A 15,685-nucleotide genomic window follows, 5' to 3' on the forward strand; every position below is an offset into this window, starting at 1 on the left:
TAGGGCTGCTCGACGACCCGCCCGTTCGGGTCGCCCGGCAGGATGCCGGCGAGCCGGGTGCGCGCGAGGCTCGCCGGCCCGGCGAATTCCGGGCCCGCCGCGATCAGCAGCGCGCCGCCCTCGCGGACGTAGCGGGTGATGTTGTCGAAGTAGACCGAGGGCAGCACGCTCTGGTTGGCGTAGCGATCGAAGATGATCAGGTCGAAGTCCTTGATCTTCTGGACGAACAGCTCGCGCGTCGGGAAGGCGATCAGCGACAGCTCGGAGATCGGCGTGCCGTCCTGCTTCTCCGGCGGGCGCAGGATGGTGAAGTGCACTAGGTCGACGTTGGCGTCGGACTTCAGCAGGTTGCGCCAGGTGCGCTCGCCCTGGTGCGGCTCGCCGGAGACCAGCAGCACGCGCAGCTTCTCGCGGATCCCCTCGATCGGCAGCACGGCGCGGTTGTTGACCGTGGTCAGCTCGCCCGGCAACGGCTCGACCTCGATCTCGACGACGTTCGGGCCGCCGTGCTCGATCTTGACGGTGAGGTCGAAGGGCTTGTCCGTCGGCACGGTGCGCCGCCCGATCTCCTCGCCGTCGCGGCGCAGGGCGACGACGGCCGAGCCGGTGCCGCCGCGCTCCATCACCTCGGCCCGGATCGTCAGGTCCTTGCCGACGATGCCGAAGCGCGGCGCCTCCAGCAGCTTGATCTGCCGGTCGCGCTCGTCCGGGTGGCCGGTGACGAGCACGTGCAGCGGCGCCTTGATGCCGAGCGCGGCGAGCGATGTCGGGATGTCGTGGACCACGCCGTCGGTGAGCATGACGACGCCGGCCAGCCGCTCCGGCGGCACGTCGGCGAGCGCCTGCCCGAGCGCGGTGAACAGCTTGGTCCCGTCGTCGCCGGCGGCGTCCGGCACGTCGATGAAGCGCGGCTCGATGTTGGCCAGCGCGCCGAAGCGTCGCTGCAGCTCGGCCCGGACCTGGTCGGTCACCGCCGGCCGATCGCCGAGCGCCTGCGACCCGGACCGGTCGACGATCACCGCGGCGATGTCCTTCACCGGCTCGCGATCCTCGCGCACCAGCGCGGGGTTGGCCAAGGCCGCGAGCACCAGGCCGAGCGCCAGCGCCCGTAGGATCGCCGTGCGGCCGCGCGCCAGGAAGGCGAGGACCGCGAACAGCACCACGACGACGGCGAGCACCGCGAGCACCGGCCAGGGCAGCAGCGGCGTGAAGCTGAGGCTCAGCATGGGGTGAGAGCCTTGTGTCCTGGGCGCGCGCACCGCGCATGCTCCCTCCCCCCTTTGCGGGGGAGGGTGGGCCTCGCGTCAGCGAGGGTCGGGAGAGGGAAGCGCCGTATCCGGCACCGTCGCTCCCCTCTCCCCCCCCGCTGCGCAGGGTACCCTCCCCCGCCAAGGGGGGAGGGAGAAGAGCTGGCCTGAACGCGAACAGATTTCACTGTCCCAGCCGCTCCAGCAGGGCCGGCACGTGGACCTGGTCCGCCTTGTAGTTGCCGGTCAGCGTGTACATCACGATGTTGACGCCGCCGCGGAACGCCATCTCGCGCTGGCGCTGGTCGCCGCCGACCACCGGGTAGAGCGGGTCGCCGCGGCGGTCGATCGCCCAGGCGGCGGCGAGGTCGTTGCCGGTGATGACGATCGGGCTGACGCCGTCCCCGGCCCGCGCCGGGCGGCGCTCGGTGCCCTCGGCGGCCGGCGGCAGCGCCTCGACCCAGGTCTGGCCGGTGGCATAGCGCCCGGGAAAGCTGTCGACGAGGTAGAACGCCTTCGTCAGCACGTGGTCGGACGGCACCGGCTCAAGCTCCGGGATCTCCAGCGTCGCCAGCATCTTGCGCAGGTAGGCGGCCTCCGGCGTCGGTGGCCCACCGGCCCGCGCCGTCAGCGCGTCGCGGGTGTCGAACAGGACGGTGCCGCCGTTGCGCATGAACGCGTCGATCCGCCGGATCGTCGCTTCCGAGGGCTGGGGCCGGCCCGGCGCGATCGGCCAATAGATCAGCGGATAGAACGCCAGCTCGTCCTTGGCCGGGTCGAGGCCGGCGGGCTCTCCCGGCTCTAGGGCGGTACGCGAGGCCAGCATCTGAGTCAGGCCGGTGAGACCGGCCCGGCTCGCCTCGTCGACCGCAGCGTCGCCTGTGACCACGTAGGCGAGCCGCGTGACCAGCGCCGACTCGATGCCGTTCGGGCGGTTCGCCGGCGGCTCCTCCGCCCGCGCCGGCGGTGCGCCGAGGCCGCCGAGCACGAGCACGCCCGCCATCGCGAGCATCGCCGCGCGGCCGCGCAGGCGGCCGACCAGTCCGCCCGAGCCGCGGTTGAGGAAGCCGCCCAGCCAGAGCCCGGCCAGCGTGTCGAGCACCAGAAGCAGCAGCGCCAGCGTGAACAGGCTCGGGCGCAGATCCAGGGTCTCGGCGCCGGCGAGCGTCCCGGTGCGGGCGCCGTTCAGCGGCGCGAGGTCGAGCGCCCTGAGGCGGTCTTCGGTCCGCAGGGCGTTCACCGCGGTGCCGCCGTCGGCGGGACCGTAGAAGCCCGGGGGGTGCTCCGGCGAGGCGCGGTCGGCGTAGTCGGCCGGCACCGCGGTGGCCGAGGCCGGCGGGGTGCCGAGCGCGCCGAAGCCGTCGAGCGCCAGCCGCGGGGCGAGGATCGCCGCGGCCGGGCGCGGGCCGCCCTCGGCGGGGGCGGCCGAGGAACCTGCCAGCGCCACCACCCGGCGCAGCATGTCGATGAACAGGCCCGACAGCGGCAGGTTCGACCACGTCGTGTCGGCAGTGACGTGGAACAGCACCACGAGCCCCTGCCCGCGATGCTCGGCGGTGACGATCGGCGTTCCGTCCTGCAGCGAGGCCCAGGTGCGGCCGGGCAGGTCGCCGTCGGGCTCGGCCAGGATCTGGCGGCGCACGCCGATGTCGGCAGGCGGCGCCAGGCCCGCGAACGGGCTCTCGGGGGCAAACGGCGCCAGCGTCTTCGGGCTGTCCCACGAGAGGGTGCCGCCGAGCGTCCGCCCGCCGCGGCGCAGGCGCACCGGCACCAGCGGATCGCTGCCGGCGGCGAGCCGCGGACCGGCGAAGCGCAGCAGGAGGCCGCCATTCTCGACGAACGTCTGCACGCGGGCCGCGGTGCGATCGTCCATGGCGCCGACGTCGGCGAGCACCAGCACCGTCACCTGGTTGTCGAGCAGCTGCCCGACCTGGTCGGCGATGCCCTTGGCGCCGCGCGCCTCCTGAACGTCGGCGAAGGGCTGCAGCGCGCGGGAAAGATAGTAGGTCGGCGCCAGCAGCGGCTGCGCCTGGTCGTTGGTGCCGCCGAAGACAAGGCCGACGCGGCGGCGCTTGCCGCGCTCGTCCACCAGCGTGACGGCGCCGGCCGAGCGCTCGCCCGCGATCTCGATGCGGCTGACGCCGTTGCGCAGCTCGATCGGCATGTCGAAGGCGATTTCGGTGTCGGTGGCGTCGGGTGCGAGGGCGAAGTCGTGCTCGGCGAGCGGCAGGCCCTTCGGGTCGAGCGCCCGCACCAGGCCGGCGTCGCGGTCGTTGGCGGCGGCGCGCAGCACCCGGGCCGTGAGCTTGCCCCCGGTCTCGGACGCGGTCAGCGCCAGGGCCGGCGGCGTCTCGGCGCGCAGGATCGTCAGGGCGGCGCCCGACGACGCGACGAGCTCGGCGAGACGGCCGGGGAAGCCGGCGGGCTCGATGCCGGCGACGCCGTCGCTGATCCAGACGATGCCCGCGCCGGCATTGCGCTCGAGGAAGCCGGCCAGGACCTGGAGATGCGCGTCCCGGTCGGCCAGGTGCGGGCGCGGCGCCAGCGCGCGCAGCCGCTCCAGGCTGGCCGCGGGCGTCCGCGCCTCGATCGCGGCGGCTGCGTCCGCCAGCCCGACCACGGCGACGGGGCGGCCGTCACGGGCGGCGCCCTCGACGGCATCGGTCGCGACCCGCATCCGGTCGCGCCAGTCGTGGGCGGCGGAGACGCCGTTGTCGACCATCACCAGCAGCGCCTTGCGTCCGCCGCCGGCGCCGACGCCGCTCGGGTTCCAGACCGGGCCGGAGACAGCGAGGATCAGGGCGGCGGCAGCGAGCAGGCGCAGGATCAGCAGCCAGGGCGGCGTCCGCGCCGGCGTCTGGCGCTGCGCAGCCAAGTCGGCGACGAGCTTGAGCGGCGGGAAATCGATCCGGCGGGGGCGCGGCGGCGTCACCCGCAGCAGCAGCCACAGGGCGGGCAGGCCGATCAGCGCGGCGAGCGCGAAGGGGGCGGCGAAGGTCAATCCGAGCACGACGCCCTCCTAGCCCGTGCCGCGGGCGGCGGCGACCAGGGTCGCGAGGCGAAGCGCCGCCTCGCTCGCGGGGCGGTCGGTGCGGTGCAGGGTCAGCGTCCAGCCGATGCCGCGGGCGATCTCGGACAGGCCGGCCCTGTGCGCCCGGATGCGCCCGCGATAGGCGTCGCCCCAGGCGGCGGCGTCGCCGACGTCGAGCGAGAACCCGGATTCGAGGTCATGCAGCACCGCCTGTCCCGCGAACGGAAACGTCTCCTCGATCGGGTCGGCGACGACGACGAGGTGGCCGCGGCTGCCGCGGCCGGCGATTTCCTGGACGGCCGCGGCGACGCGGTCGAGGGGGGTGAGGAAGTCGCTGATCAGGATCACCTCGTCGAAGCGGGCGGGGGCCGCGCGGGGCGGAAGGTCCTGGGTCAGGCCGGGCACGTCCGCGACGAGCGCCTGCGCCATCGCCTCCACGATCTTCCGCGATGCGGTCGCGCGGGTGAGGCCCAGCAGCCCGACCCGCTCGCCGCCGTCGACGAAGGCGTCGGCGAGCGCCAGCCCGAGGACGAGCGCGCGCTCGACCTTCGCGGCCTGCGCGAGATCGGACGCGAAGCCCATCGAGGCGGAGCGGTCGATCCAGATCCAGATGTTGTGGGCGGCCTCCCACTCGCGCTCGCGCACGTAGAGCCGGTCGTCGCGGGCCGAGCGGCGCCAGTCGATCCGCGCCGCCGCCTCGCCGTTCACGAAGGGCCGGAACTGCCAGAAGCTCTCGCCGGGCCCGGCGCGGCGGCGGCCGTGCAGCCCGTGCGCCAGCATCGACGAGACGCGGCGGGCTTCCAGCACGAGCCGCGGCATGCGGTCGGAGAGCGCCACCGCGCCCTCGTTCTCCCGCCGGCCCGGGACGCGCGGGATCGCTTCGAGGGCGCGGGCGGCCGCCACGCGCTAGAGCTTCTCGGCGAGCTTGGCGATCAGCCCCTCGACGGTATCGCCGTCGGCGCGCGCGGCGTAGCTCAGCGCCATGCGGTGCTTCAGGACCGGCTCGGCCAAAGCCTTCACGTCGGCGATCGAGGGGGCGACGCGGCCCTCGATCAGCGCGCGGGCACGCGCCGCCAGGGTCAGGGCCTGGCTGGCGCGGGGGCCCGGCCCCCACATCAGCTTGCCCTTCACCAGCGGATCGCCGCTGTCGGGGCGGGCCGAGCGGACGAGGTCGAGGATCGCGTCGACCACCGCCTCGCCAACCGGCAGGCGGCGCACGAGGCGCTGCGCGGTCAGCAGCGCGTCGGTCGACATCACCGCCTTGGCGCCCTGGTCGGCGATGCCGGTCGTCTCGATCAGGATGCGGCGCTCGGCGGCGCGGTCGGGATAGCCGACGTCGATCTCCAGGAGGAACCGGTCGAGCTGCGCCTCGGGCAGCGGATAGGTGCCCTCCTGCTCGATAGGGTTCTGGGTGGCCAGCACGTGGAACGGCCGCGGCAGGTCGTGGCGCTCGCCGGCCACCGAGACGAAGTTCTCCTGCATCGCCTGCAGCAGCGCCGACTGCGTGCGCGGGCTCGCCCGGTTGATCTCGTCGGCCATCAGGAGCTGGGTGAAGACCGGGCCCTTGACGAAGCGGAACGACCGGCGCCGGTTGGCATCCTCGTCCAGGATCTCGGTGCCGAGGATGTCGGACGGCATCAGGTCGGGGGTGAACTGCACCCGGCGGGCGTCGAGGCCGAGCACCGTGCCCAGCGTCTCGACGAGCTTGGTCTTGGCCAGGCCCGGCAGCCCGACGAGGAGGCCGTGGCCGCCGGCCAGGATCGTGACGAGGGCGAGGTCGACGACCTTCTCCTGCCCGAAGATCACCCCGTGGATCGCCTCCCGCGCTTGGCCCACGGAAGCGAGGCAGCTTTCGGCGGTGGCGACGATGCCGTCGTCGAGGGAGGTGGCGGACGAGCCCTGACTCATGCCGATGGGGTTTCCGTCTTGATCGTCGGGCCTTGCGGCCGGGGGGCGACGCTGGCGTCGTTCTGGGCTCGGAGTGTGCGGCGGTTCGTGACCGGCTGGCAAGGCCGGCATCGCCGCAGGTTCGCCGGGCGCGGCCCGCGGCGCTTCAGCCACGGTCTGATGCCGCCACCCGGGCCAGTCCGTCCGAGGCCTCGACCGCATCGCAGGAAAACGGGTTTTCCGGCGCGTTCACCCCGCGCCAGCGCGCGTAGCGCCAGGGCAGGAACCAGCGCGCCCGCGGCGGCAACGCGTCGGGCACGAGGTCGATGCCGTGGGTGCCGAAGGGGCCGCAGCGGCAGATCCGCGAAAACCCCATCCAGGCGCCGGGCCAGAGCCCGTGCCGGGCGATCGCCGCGTCGGCGTAGTCCGAGCAGCTCGGCCAGTGCCGGCACTGACGGCCGACGAGGCCCGACAGTGTGAGCTGGTAGCCGCGGATCGCGACGTGGGCGGCCCGCCGCAGCATCGCGTCAGGCGGCGGCTTGCTTGCCGGCCTCGATCCGGTCGAGGGCGTCCACCACCGCGTCGAAGGTCAGCAGGGTCGAGGCGTGGCGCGCCTTGAACTCGCGCACCGGCTCCAGCACGGAGAGGTCGGCCCAACGGCCTTCCGGAGCCGGGCCGTTCGCCTTCAGCATCGCGCGCATGGTCTCGCGCACCGCCCGGAGCTCGTCGGGGCTGGAGCCGACCACGTGCCGCCCCATCAGCGAGGACGAGGCCTGGCCGAGCGCGCAGGCCTTCACGTCGTGGGCGAAATCGGCCACCGTCCCGTCGGGGCCGAGCACGAGGTCGACGGTCACCGTCGAGCCGCAGAGCCTCGAATGCGCCGTCGCGCTGGCGTCCGGCGCGGGAAGCCGGCCGAGCCGCGGGATGTCGGCGGCGAGTTCGAGGATGCGCCGGTTGTAGATGTCGTCGAGCATGGGCGCCTGCCGATCCTTGTCCTCGGTTTCGATCGTCGCGCGGTCGATCCGTGCGATCGCCGCGCTTCGTCCCCGGACGGTCCGGGCCTGCCCCGCGCGCCGTGCATTGCGCGATCGTGCAAGAACGACGATATAGGCCGCGTGACGCCGTTTCGCGAGGAGGCGGCTCGTCGACCAGGGTCGCGCCCACGGCCACGGACACCGTAACAACCGGGGCGCCGGCCCGGAGCCTTCCGGGCTCCGAGACGGTTCGACCGCATGTATGCCAAGCCGGACAGTACCACGATGAAGGCCCGTGTGGCGCGGGCTGGAGATGCCATGGATGCCGCGCTCAAATCCCTGTCCTACGGCGCCAGCCGGCCCGTTCCCGAGGCCGAGCCGAGCTTGAGCGTCATGCGCAACGACAACGATCGCGTGGTGGCGAGCCTCGCCGAGCGCCGTGCCGAGACGGCCGCGCTGGAGGTTGCGGAGGACGCCACGAAGGACATTGCCAGAAAGCCCGCATCCGCGACGCGCGTGCCCGAGGGCATCGCGCTGGCGCGCCCGAGCCGCGAGGAGGCCGAGGCCGCCGTGCGCACGCTCCTGCGCTGGGCCGGCGACGACCCAAACCGCGAGGGGCTGCTCGACACCCCGGCCCGCGTGGTCAAGGCCTACGGCCAGCTCTTCGGCGGCTACGACGTCGACGCCGACGCCCTGCTCGAGCGGGTGTTCGAGGAGGTCGAGGGCTATTCCGACATCGTGCTGGTGCGCGACATCCCGTTCTACTCCCATTGCGAGCACCACATGGTGCCGTTCATGGGGCTGGCGCACATCGCCTACTATCCGACCAAGGGCGTCGTCGGCCTGTCGAAGCTCGCCCGCGTCGTCGACACCTTCGCTCGCCGCCTGCAGACGCAGGAGACGATGACAGCGCAGATCGCCGACGTGATCGAGAGCATCCTCAAGCCCCGCGGCGTCGCCGTCCTGGTCGAGGCCGAGCATCTCTGCATGGCGATGCGCGGCGTGCAGAAGGCGGGCGTCTCGACCATCACCACCCAGTTCCGCGGCGCCTTCCGCGAGGATGCCAGCGAGCAGGTGCGGTTCCTGACGCTGGTCCGCGGCGGGAAGGCGTAAGGTTCAGGCGCTCCGCGCGGAGATGGTCGTCCATGGTCCCGTTCGATCCGCCCGGTAGCCGTGCCGAGGTCGAGGAAGGCACGGCCTTCACCCCGCGCTTCGACCGCGACGGGCTCGTGGCCTGCATCGCCGTCGACGCGCAGGACGGCCGCGTGCTGATGCTGGCGCACATGAACGCCGAATCCCTGCAGCGCACGCTGGAGACCGGCGAGGCCTGGTACTGGTCGCGCTCGCGCCGCGAGCTCTGGCACAAGGGCGCGACCTCGGGGCAGATCCAGCGCGTCGTCGAGATGCGCACCGATTGCGACCAGGACGCGCTGCTGATCACCGTCGCGGTCGGCGGCGACGGCGGCTGCTGCCACACCGGGCGCCGGGCGTGCTTCTACCGCGGCGTCACCCTCGATCCCGACGGCCGCGCGGTTCTGCATCCCGCCGGCGCATGAGCGGCGCGCACGCCCTGCTGCGGCACGCCGCACCCGCCGCGATCGCCCCCGGAACCGTCGAGCCGACCCGTGACGCGGCGCCCTGGGAGCCGCGGATCGGGCTGGCGCTCGGCGGCGGTGCGGCGAGGGGCTGGGCGCATATCGGCGTGATCCGCGCCCTCGACGAGGCCGGCATCCATCCGGCGGTCGTCGCCGGCTGCTCGATCGGCGCCGTGGTCGGCGGCTGCTTCGCGGCGGGCAAGCTCGACGCGCTGGCCGAGTTCGCGCTCTCCCTCACCCGCCGCCGGGTGCTCGGCCTTCTCGACCCGCGCCTGTCGGGCTCCGGCCTGATCGGCGGCGACCGCCTGCGCCGGCGGCTGGTGCGCGACCTCGGCGACCGCCTCGTCGACGACCTGCCCGTGGGTTTCGCCTCGGTCGCCACCGAGCTCGGCACCGGGCATGAGGTCTGGCTCACCCGCGGGTCGCTGATCGAAGCCTTGCGCGCCTCCTACGCCCTGCCCGGGCTGTTCGCGCCGGTGGAGCGCGACGGGCGCCTGCTGATGGACGGGACGCTGGTCAACCCGGTGCCGGTGACGTTGGCCCGCGCGATGGGCGCCGACCTCGTCATCGGCGTGAACCTCGCCTGCGATCCGCGGCTGCGGGGCGGCGTGATCGAGCCCGAGGCGGTCGATCCGGTCGAGCAGGTCGTCACCGCCGTCGGCGCACGCCGCTGGAACCTGCTCGCCGGCCTGCGCAACCGTCGGGTCGCGCCGTCCGGGCCCGGCATCGGCCGGGTGATGTTCGACGCGTTCAACATCACGCAGGACCGCATCTCCCGCGCGCGCCTCGAGCGGGACCCGCCCGATTGCGCGATCGGGCCCGATCTCGCCGCCATGGGCCAGTTCGAGTTCCACCGGGCGGCCGAGGGGATCGCCGCCGGCCATGCGGCGACGCGGGCCACCCTGCCCCGCATCCGGGCGATGGTGCAGGCCGCGGCCGCGCGGGCCTGATACGTCACGCAACTGTCGTCTCGGCCTGCGATGCGGCCTCACGTCGGGGATCGGCACCGTGCCCGCCCGCCGCGAGGAGCCGACCCGATGGTGTCCAGCCGCCGCCAACTCCTGCTGACCGGCGGGGCCGGGCTCGTCGGGCTCGCCTCCGGCCTCGCCAGGCCGGGCCTCAGCCGCGCCGCCGACCGGCCGATCCTCACCCACGGGCTGCAATCGGGCGACGTCGGCTCCGACTCCGCGATCGTCTGGGCGCGTGCCGACCGGCCGTGCCGCGCGATCGTCGAATGGTCCACCACCGAGAGCTTTTCCGAGATCCGCGGCGGCACGGTCGCCGACGCGCTGCCGGAAACCGACGGCACCTTGAAGGTCGCGCTTACCGATCTGCCGCCGGGGCAGGACATCCTCTACCGGATCCGTCTGGAAGACCTGGCCGCCCCGACGATCCGCGGGCCGGCCCAGGTCGGCCGTTTCCGCACCGCGCCGGCCGACCGTCGCTCGGTCTCGTTCTGCTGGTCCGGCGACACGGCGGGCCAGGGCTGGGGCATCGACGAGGCCCGCGGCGGCATGACGATCTACAAAGCGATGTTGGGCAACCGCCCGGACTTCTTCCTGCATTCCGGCGACACGATCTACGCCGACGGGCCGATCGCAGCCGAGGTGACGCTGCCGGACGGCACCCTCTGGCGCAACCGCGTCACCGAGGCGGTGGCGAAGCCGGCCGAGACGCTCGCCGAGTTCCGCGGCCGCTACAAGTACAACCTGACGGACTCGAACGTGCTGGCGATGAACGCGGCCGTGCCGATCCTGGCGCAGTGGGACGACCACGAGGTCACCAACAACTGGTGGCCCGGCGAGCCGCTGACCCGCGCCGAGCACCTCAGGAAGAAGTACGCCGACCCGAACGTGCGGGCCCTCGAGGTGCGGGCGTCCCGCGCCTTCCACGAATACATGCCGATGCGCTTTGAGCCGGCCGAGCCCGGCCGCGTCTACCGCAAGATCGCCTACGGCCCCCTCGTCGACGTGTTCATGCTCGACATGCGCTCGTATCGCGGGCCGAACGGCGAGAACCGCGAGACCCGCTACGGTCCGGACTCGTACTTCCTCGGGCCGGTGCAGCTCGCCTGGCTCAAGCGAGCGCTGGCGGAGTCTCGTGCGACCTGGAAGGTGATCGCTGCCGACATGCCGCTGGGGCTCGTCGTCACCTACGATCCCGAGCGGAGCTTCGGGTCGGAGGCGGTGGCGCAGGGCGACGGGCCGCCGCTCGGGCGCGAGCTCGAGATCGCCGACCTGCTGCGGTTCATCAAGACGGCGAACATCCGCAACACGGTGTGGCTCACGGCCGACGTGCATTACACGGCGGCGCACCATTACGATCCGAACAAGGCCCGCTTCCAGGAGTTCGAGCCGTTCTGGGAGTTCGTCTCCGGCCCGCTGCACGCGGGCACGTTCGGCCCGAACAAGCTCGACGACACGTTCGGGCCGCAGCTGCGCTTCGTGAAGGCGCCGCCGGAGGGACAGGTGAACCTGTCGCCGGCGGCGGGCTACCAGTTCTTCGGCCACGTCGCCGTCGACGGGCGGACGGAGCAGATGACGGTGACGCTGAAGGACGCGGCCGATGCCGACCTCTGGCACGTCACCCTCGACCCCGCCCGCGGATGAGCGCGGCCCGATCCGGCCTCAGGCCATCGTGATGTAGTCGCGCATCGCCTGATGCTCGGCCTCGACCGCCGCGATCCGGCGCTTGACCACGTCGCCGATGGAGATGAGGCCGACCAGGCGGCCGTCCTCGCAGACCGGGACGTGGCGGAAGCGCCCGTCGGTCATCAGCTGCATCACGTCCTCCACCGTCGTGGCGCGCTTGCAGGTGACGACCTCGGCGGTCATGTGCGCGGAGACCGGCGCATCGAAGGCGCCGCCGCCGAGCTTGGCCAGCGCCCGCATGATGTCGCGCTCGGAGATGATGCCGGCGACCGACCCGTCGCCGTGGGTGACCACGAGGGCGCCGATCCGCTTCTCGGCCAGCAGGTGGATCGCCTCGTCGAGGGTCCGCTCGGGGGTGATGGTGACGATGTCCCCGCCCTTCTCGGCGAGGATGCGTGCGATGGTCATGAAGATCCCTCCCAGGAGGTGAAGCCGCGCGCGCCGTCAGCCACGGTGCGCGCCGACCGCGACGTGCCCGGGTTGATCCCGGATCGCGCCTGCGCTCCGCGCGAGTGTGTGGCGGATGCCGCGTCATGGCAAGGCCGGGCACGACCGTCTCGGGGGTCCGTTCGCTACGCCAATGCTGATCTCGCCGGCCGAGACCGGCAGCGGAACAGTCGTGCCCGCCCGCACCGGGACTATTGCGCGACCGGTTCCCGCGGATCGACGAACGGAAACATCAGGAAGCCGATGACGAAGCCGCCCAGATGCGCGTCCCACGCGACGGCGGCGCTCTCGGCGCCGAGCGGCAGGCTGATCAGGCCGAACAGCAGGTTCGTCGCCATCCAGATCACCAGGAAGGTCACCGCGGTGCGGTTGCGCAGGAGTTCCGGCACCGTCTCGACCGGCCGCCGGGGCGGTAGCTGCCAGGGCTGGGTGCCGTAGCCCGCCAGCGGCGGCTGGAACACGAAGCGGGCGGCGGCCGCCATTAGCGCCGACACGCCTGCCGAAGCGCCGATCAGCGGCGCGGTGCTCAGCGGGTCGATCGCCACGTGCAGCGCGCCGCCGGCGACCGTCCCGGCGAGCCCGATCAGGCCGTAGCGCCAGGCACCGCAGCGCCGCGCCACCGGCGAGCCGAAGGCGGCGAGCCAGACGGTGTTGAAGATCACGTGCATCCACGAGCCGTGCAGCAGGCCGTAGGTCGCGAAGCTCCACAGGTACGGGCCGGGATCGGTCAGCACGTAGCGGGCGAAGGCCTCGCGCGCGGCCGCGAACTGGGCGTCGCCGACCTCGCTCGCCGCCCGCATCACCGCGTCGGCCTGGGCCGGGTCGAGCCACGTCGTCCAGCGGGACGGCACCAGCGCGAGGTCGAGGACCAGGCGGATGTCCCAGCTGTCCGGCAGCAGGATCTCGCGGACCGCGTGGATCGCGAGCAGGAGGCCGATCGAGACGGTGACCACGCCCGGCATGTTGAAGACGGGCACGCGGCCCTGGCGCGGCAGATCGGGCGAGGCATCCATGGCGCCACATGTCGGCGCGGCGGCCCGCGGGGCAAGGGCCTGCGGCGACGGCGGCGGCCGGAATGCCGGTCGGCGAACAAAAAAAGGGAGGCGGCCCGGTGATGGACCCCCTCCCTGAAGCGAAGGATCTCCGAGCCCGCATCGGGTTCGGGCGCCGTCCGGACCAGGAGACGGCGGGGCGCCGAGCGCCCGATCCCTCCGTGCCCCTCGCAAAGGCGACCCGGAGGCGTGGCCGGCGTGGGGCGAACCCGAGCCGTCACGCTGTCGTGATCACTGTCGTGCGGCGGCGCGCGTCACGCAACGTCAACCTCTTCTTAACCTTAACGAAGGGTTACGCGAGCTTGGCCGCGGCCGGGGGCATAGGCTGTGCGCCGTGGGTCTCGAACTGCCGCCGGATGCATCGCGCCTGATCGCAGGTGTTCCGAAGCGGCACCCATCGTCACGCCGCCGTGCATCGTTCCGGGACACTCATGAAGCATCCGACGAGCCGCATGCTCCACAGCTACTGGGATCGGATCCGCGGCCAGCGCTGTGCGCCGGAGCGCGCCGAGATCGAGCCGGGAGAGATCCGCCACCTGTTGGCCGACAGCCTGATCCTCGAGATCGACATGCCGCATCGGACCGCGACCCTCCGGCTCGCCGGCACCCGTGTCTGCGCCCTGTTCGGGCGGGAGCTGCGCGCCTCGCACCTGTCCGATCTCTGGGGCACGGCGCCCGCCGACCCCTGGCGGATGGTCGAGATCGTGGCGCACGACGCGCTCGGCGTCGTCGCGGGGCTGCGCGGCACCAACAGCGCCGGCGAGGCGATCGACCTCGAGTTCCTGCTCCTGCCGCTGCGCCACCGCGGGCGCACCCAGGCGCGGGCGCTCAGCACCCTGAGCCCGGTGAGCCCGCCGGCCTGGCTCGGCCTGCGGCCGCTCGTCCGCCTCGACACGCTCTCGCTCCGAGTGCTGAACCGGCCCGAGGCCGGGCTGTTTCGGGGTGATTCGGCCGACGGCGATGCCGGCCTCGCGATCCTCGCCTCGGAGGCCGGCTCGTTCGGTGCCCTCCCCCCGCCAGCCAACGACGGCAGCCCCTTCCGTCGCGGCCATCTCCTGGTCCACCGCGGCGGCCGAATCTGACCTGAGATTGCGTCATCCGAAAAAAGGGTTTCGTAACGAGACCGCGTTAGGTTTTGAGTCCGATCACCAACGGATCAAGCCGGCTTCGGAATGAACACGGCGCAGACACCAGTGGGAACGACCACGCTGCGCCTCGCGCAGGCCTCCGATCTGCGCCGCCACCAGCGCGTGCCGGTGGCGCTGCTCGGTCGCTACATGCTGTCGGATCGCCGCGAATACCCGTGCCAGACCGTCGACATGTCGCCCGGCGGGGTCCGCCTGACCTGCGCGGTCGTGGGCGAGCTCGGCGAGCGCGTGGTGCTGTACCTCGAGCATATCGGCCGGATCGAGGGCGTCATCTCCCGGCATCCGCCGGGGGGATTCGCCGTGCAGCTTTCGGCGACGCCGCGCAAGCGCGACAAGATCGCCTCGCAGCTCACCTGGCTCGCCAACCGCGAGATCCTCGGCCTGCCGGAAGGCCGAACCCACGAGCGCGTCGTGCCCAAGCAGCCGGCGGTGATCGTGCGTCTGGAGAGCGGGCGCGAGATCAAGGCGCGGGTCATCGACATCTCGATGTCCGGCGTGGCCCTGGCCAGCCTGAACGTTCCCCCGCTCGGCGCGACCGTCACGATCGGCAGCACGCCGGGGAAGCTCGTGCGCTACTTCGAGGGCGGGTTCGGCGTCCAGTTCATGCTGCCGCTCTCCCCCGATCGCTTCCACGACGGCATGACGCTGTAGACGCCGCGCGCCCGAGACCTCGGACAGCCGCCATCGCAGGCGACCGGCGCGCGCGTCGCGTCGCGTGATCGGCCGATCCCGAGCGATGCCGTCATCGCAGGCGCGCCGCTGACCCGACCCGACACCGGCCAGCGCTGCGAGGGGCCGACTCACGCCCGCGGCGTTCGCTCCGATTCGCCATCGGCGTGCGGCTGCGACATCTGGCGGTCGCGATCCGGCGGCACAAGGTTTCCCGATCCTCAACGCGATGCCGACAATCCGCGGCGTCGCCACAGCGTCCGGTTCGGGCTGTTGCGAGCCGGTCCGGTCGCACCGGGGAATCGATAAAATTGCGCGGATCGGCTTCAGCGCCGCGGAGGGCGAGCGGCCCCATCCTGCCTCCATCGACGGAGGGTTGTGGCGATGGGCCGGGTGTTCAGCAGCAAGGGGACGGTGATCCGGGCGCTCGGCCTCGGGCTGTTCGCGCTTCTCGCCCCCGCCGTCGCCCCGGTCGCGGCGCAGACCCTGGCCTCGCTGCCCGCCCCCACCATCGCCGCCGCGCCGGTCGGCGCCGCCAAGCCGATCCTCGCCTGGGTCGCCTTCTGCCAGGGCTACCCGGCCGAGTGCGCGGTCAACCCCGCCGAGCCCGCCCGCATCGCCATGACCCCGGCGATCTGGAACACGATCCAGGCCGTCAACCGCCGGGTCAATGCTACGGTGACGCCGGTGACCGACATGGACCACCTCGGCGTTCCCGACCATTGGGACCTGGCCGAGGACGGCTCGGGCGATTGCGAGGACTTTCAGCTGCTCAAGCGCAGCCTGCTGGCGAAAGCAGGCCTGCCGCGCCGCGCCATGCGGATGACCGTGGTCATCGACGAAAAGGGCGAGGGCCACGCCGTGCTCACCCTGATCACCGACCGCGGCGACCTGGTGCTCGACAACAAGACCAGCCAGATCCTGCCCTGGCACCGCACCGGCTACACCTTCATCAAGCGCGAGAGCCAGGACGCCGTCGCCTGG

General features: G+C 72.8%; 14 protein-coding genes and 1 pseudogene. 7 read left to right on the forward strand and 8 right to left on the reverse strand.

Annotation, left to right across the window (positions count from 1 at the left end; translation table 11 throughout):
* The 6 genes and pseudogenes from MKK68_RS19280 to MKK68_RS19305 form a co-directional block, all read right to left on the reverse strand.
* Positions 1 to 1,226, reverse strand: a pseudogene (locus MKK68_RS19280) (hypothetical protein); the annotation flags it as partial.
* 205 nt (positions 1,227 to 1,431) lie between these two features.
* Entirely contained in the window at positions 1,432 to 4,257 is a 2,826-nt protein-coding gene (locus MKK68_RS19285) for a DUF4159 domain-containing protein (protein ID WP_244032413.1), read from the reverse strand.
* Between the two features lie 9 nt (positions 4,258 to 4,266).
* Positions 4,267 to 5,181: a DUF58 domain-containing protein gene (locus MKK68_RS19290; protein ID WP_243936189.1), complete on the reverse strand. Its 915-nt coding sequence runs from the start codon at positions 5,179 to 5,181 to the stop codon at positions 4,267 to 4,269.
* A gap of 3 nt (positions 5,182 to 5,184) precedes the next feature.
* On the reverse strand, positions 5,185 to 6,186 hold the full coding sequence (locus MKK68_RS19295) for an AAA family ATPase (protein ID WP_244032415.1): 1,002 nt from the start codon (positions 6,184 to 6,186) through the stop codon (positions 5,185 to 5,187).
* A 145-nt stretch (positions 6,187 to 6,331) separates the two neighbouring features.
* Complete coding sequence (gene yidD, locus MKK68_RS19300) at positions 6,332 to 6,688, reverse strand: membrane protein insertion efficiency factor YidD (RefSeq protein ID WP_244032416.1); 357 nt, start codon at positions 6,686 to 6,688, stop codon at positions 6,332 to 6,334.
* 4 nt (positions 6,689 to 6,692) lie between these two features.
* A complete protein-coding gene (locus tag MKK68_RS19305) occupies positions 6,693 to 7,139 on the reverse strand; it encodes an iron-sulfur cluster assembly scaffold protein (RefSeq protein WP_243934763.1) in 447 nt (148 codons plus the stop codon).
* A gap of 258 nt (positions 7,140 to 7,397) precedes the next feature.
* Here MKK68_RS19305 and folE point away from each other — a divergent pair, with 258 nt between their 5' ends.
* The 4 genes from folE to MKK68_RS19325 all read left to right on the forward strand — a co-directional run bounded on the left by folE (position 7,398) and on the right by MKK68_RS19325 (position 11,343).
* Entirely contained in the window at positions 7,398 to 8,252 is an 855-nt protein-coding gene (gene folE, locus MKK68_RS19310) for a GTP cyclohydrolase I FolE (RefSeq protein ID WP_147842278.1), read from the forward strand.
* A gap of 32 nt (positions 8,253 to 8,284) precedes the next feature.
* Positions 8,285 to 8,695: a phosphoribosyl-AMP cyclohydrolase gene (gene hisI, locus MKK68_RS19315; RefSeq protein WP_147728538.1), complete on the forward strand. Its 411-nt coding sequence runs from the start codon at positions 8,285 to 8,287 to the stop codon at positions 8,693 to 8,695.
* Positions 8,692 to 9,684: a patatin-like phospholipase family protein gene (locus tag MKK68_RS19320; protein ID WP_244032418.1), complete on the forward strand. Its 993-nt coding sequence runs from the start codon at positions 8,692 to 8,694 to the stop codon at positions 9,682 to 9,684. The genes hisI and MKK68_RS19320 overlap by 4 nt, the downstream gene beginning before the upstream one ends.
* An 87-nt stretch (positions 9,685 to 9,771) precedes the next feature.
* The gene (locus MKK68_RS19325) at positions 9,772 to 11,343 is read left to right on the forward strand and encodes an alkaline phosphatase D family protein (RefSeq protein ID WP_244032419.1); all 1,572 of its coding nucleotides are present in this window, start codon (positions 9,772 to 9,774) and stop codon (positions 11,341 to 11,343) included.
* A gap of 18 nt (positions 11,344 to 11,361) precedes the next feature.
* Here MKK68_RS19325 and MKK68_RS19330 read toward each other — a convergent pair whose 3' ends face one another.
* Positions 11,362 to 11,793 (reverse strand): CBS domain-containing protein, encoded by a 432-nt coding sequence (locus MKK68_RS19330; protein WP_147728267.1) that lies wholly within the window; start codon positions 11,791 to 11,793, stop codon positions 11,362 to 11,364.
* 230 nt (positions 11,794 to 12,023) lie between these two features.
* Positions 12,024 to 12,845, reverse strand: coding sequence for a rhomboid family intramembrane serine protease (locus MKK68_RS19335; protein WP_244032420.1), 822 nt, complete (start codon positions 12,843 to 12,845; stop codon positions 12,024 to 12,026).
* Between the two features lie 470 nt (positions 12,846 to 13,315).
* Here MKK68_RS19335 and MKK68_RS19340 point away from each other — a divergent pair, with 470 nt between their 5' ends.
* From MKK68_RS19340 to MKK68_RS19350, 3 genes are all read left to right on the forward strand, one after another.
* On the forward strand, positions 13,316 to 13,966 hold the full coding sequence (locus tag MKK68_RS19340) for a PAS domain-containing protein (protein WP_244032422.1): 651 nt from the start codon (positions 13,316 to 13,318) through the stop codon (positions 13,964 to 13,966).
* Positions 13,967 to 14,056: 90 nt separating this feature from the next.
* A complete protein-coding gene (locus tag MKK68_RS19345) occupies positions 14,057 to 14,683 on the forward strand; it encodes a PilZ domain-containing protein (protein WP_409567275.1) in 627 nt (208 codons plus the stop codon).
* A 402-nt stretch (positions 14,684 to 15,085) separates the two neighbouring features.
* Positions 15,086 to 15,685, forward strand: a 600-nt coding sequence (locus tag MKK68_RS19350; protein ID WP_244032425.1) for a transglutaminase-like cysteine peptidase, incomplete at its 3' end; no start/stop codon positions are given.

The organism is Methylobacterium sp. E-016 (genome assembly GCF_022829745.1).
Lineage (GTDB): Bacteria > Pseudomonadota > Alphaproteobacteria > Rhizobiales > Beijerinckiaceae > Methylobacterium.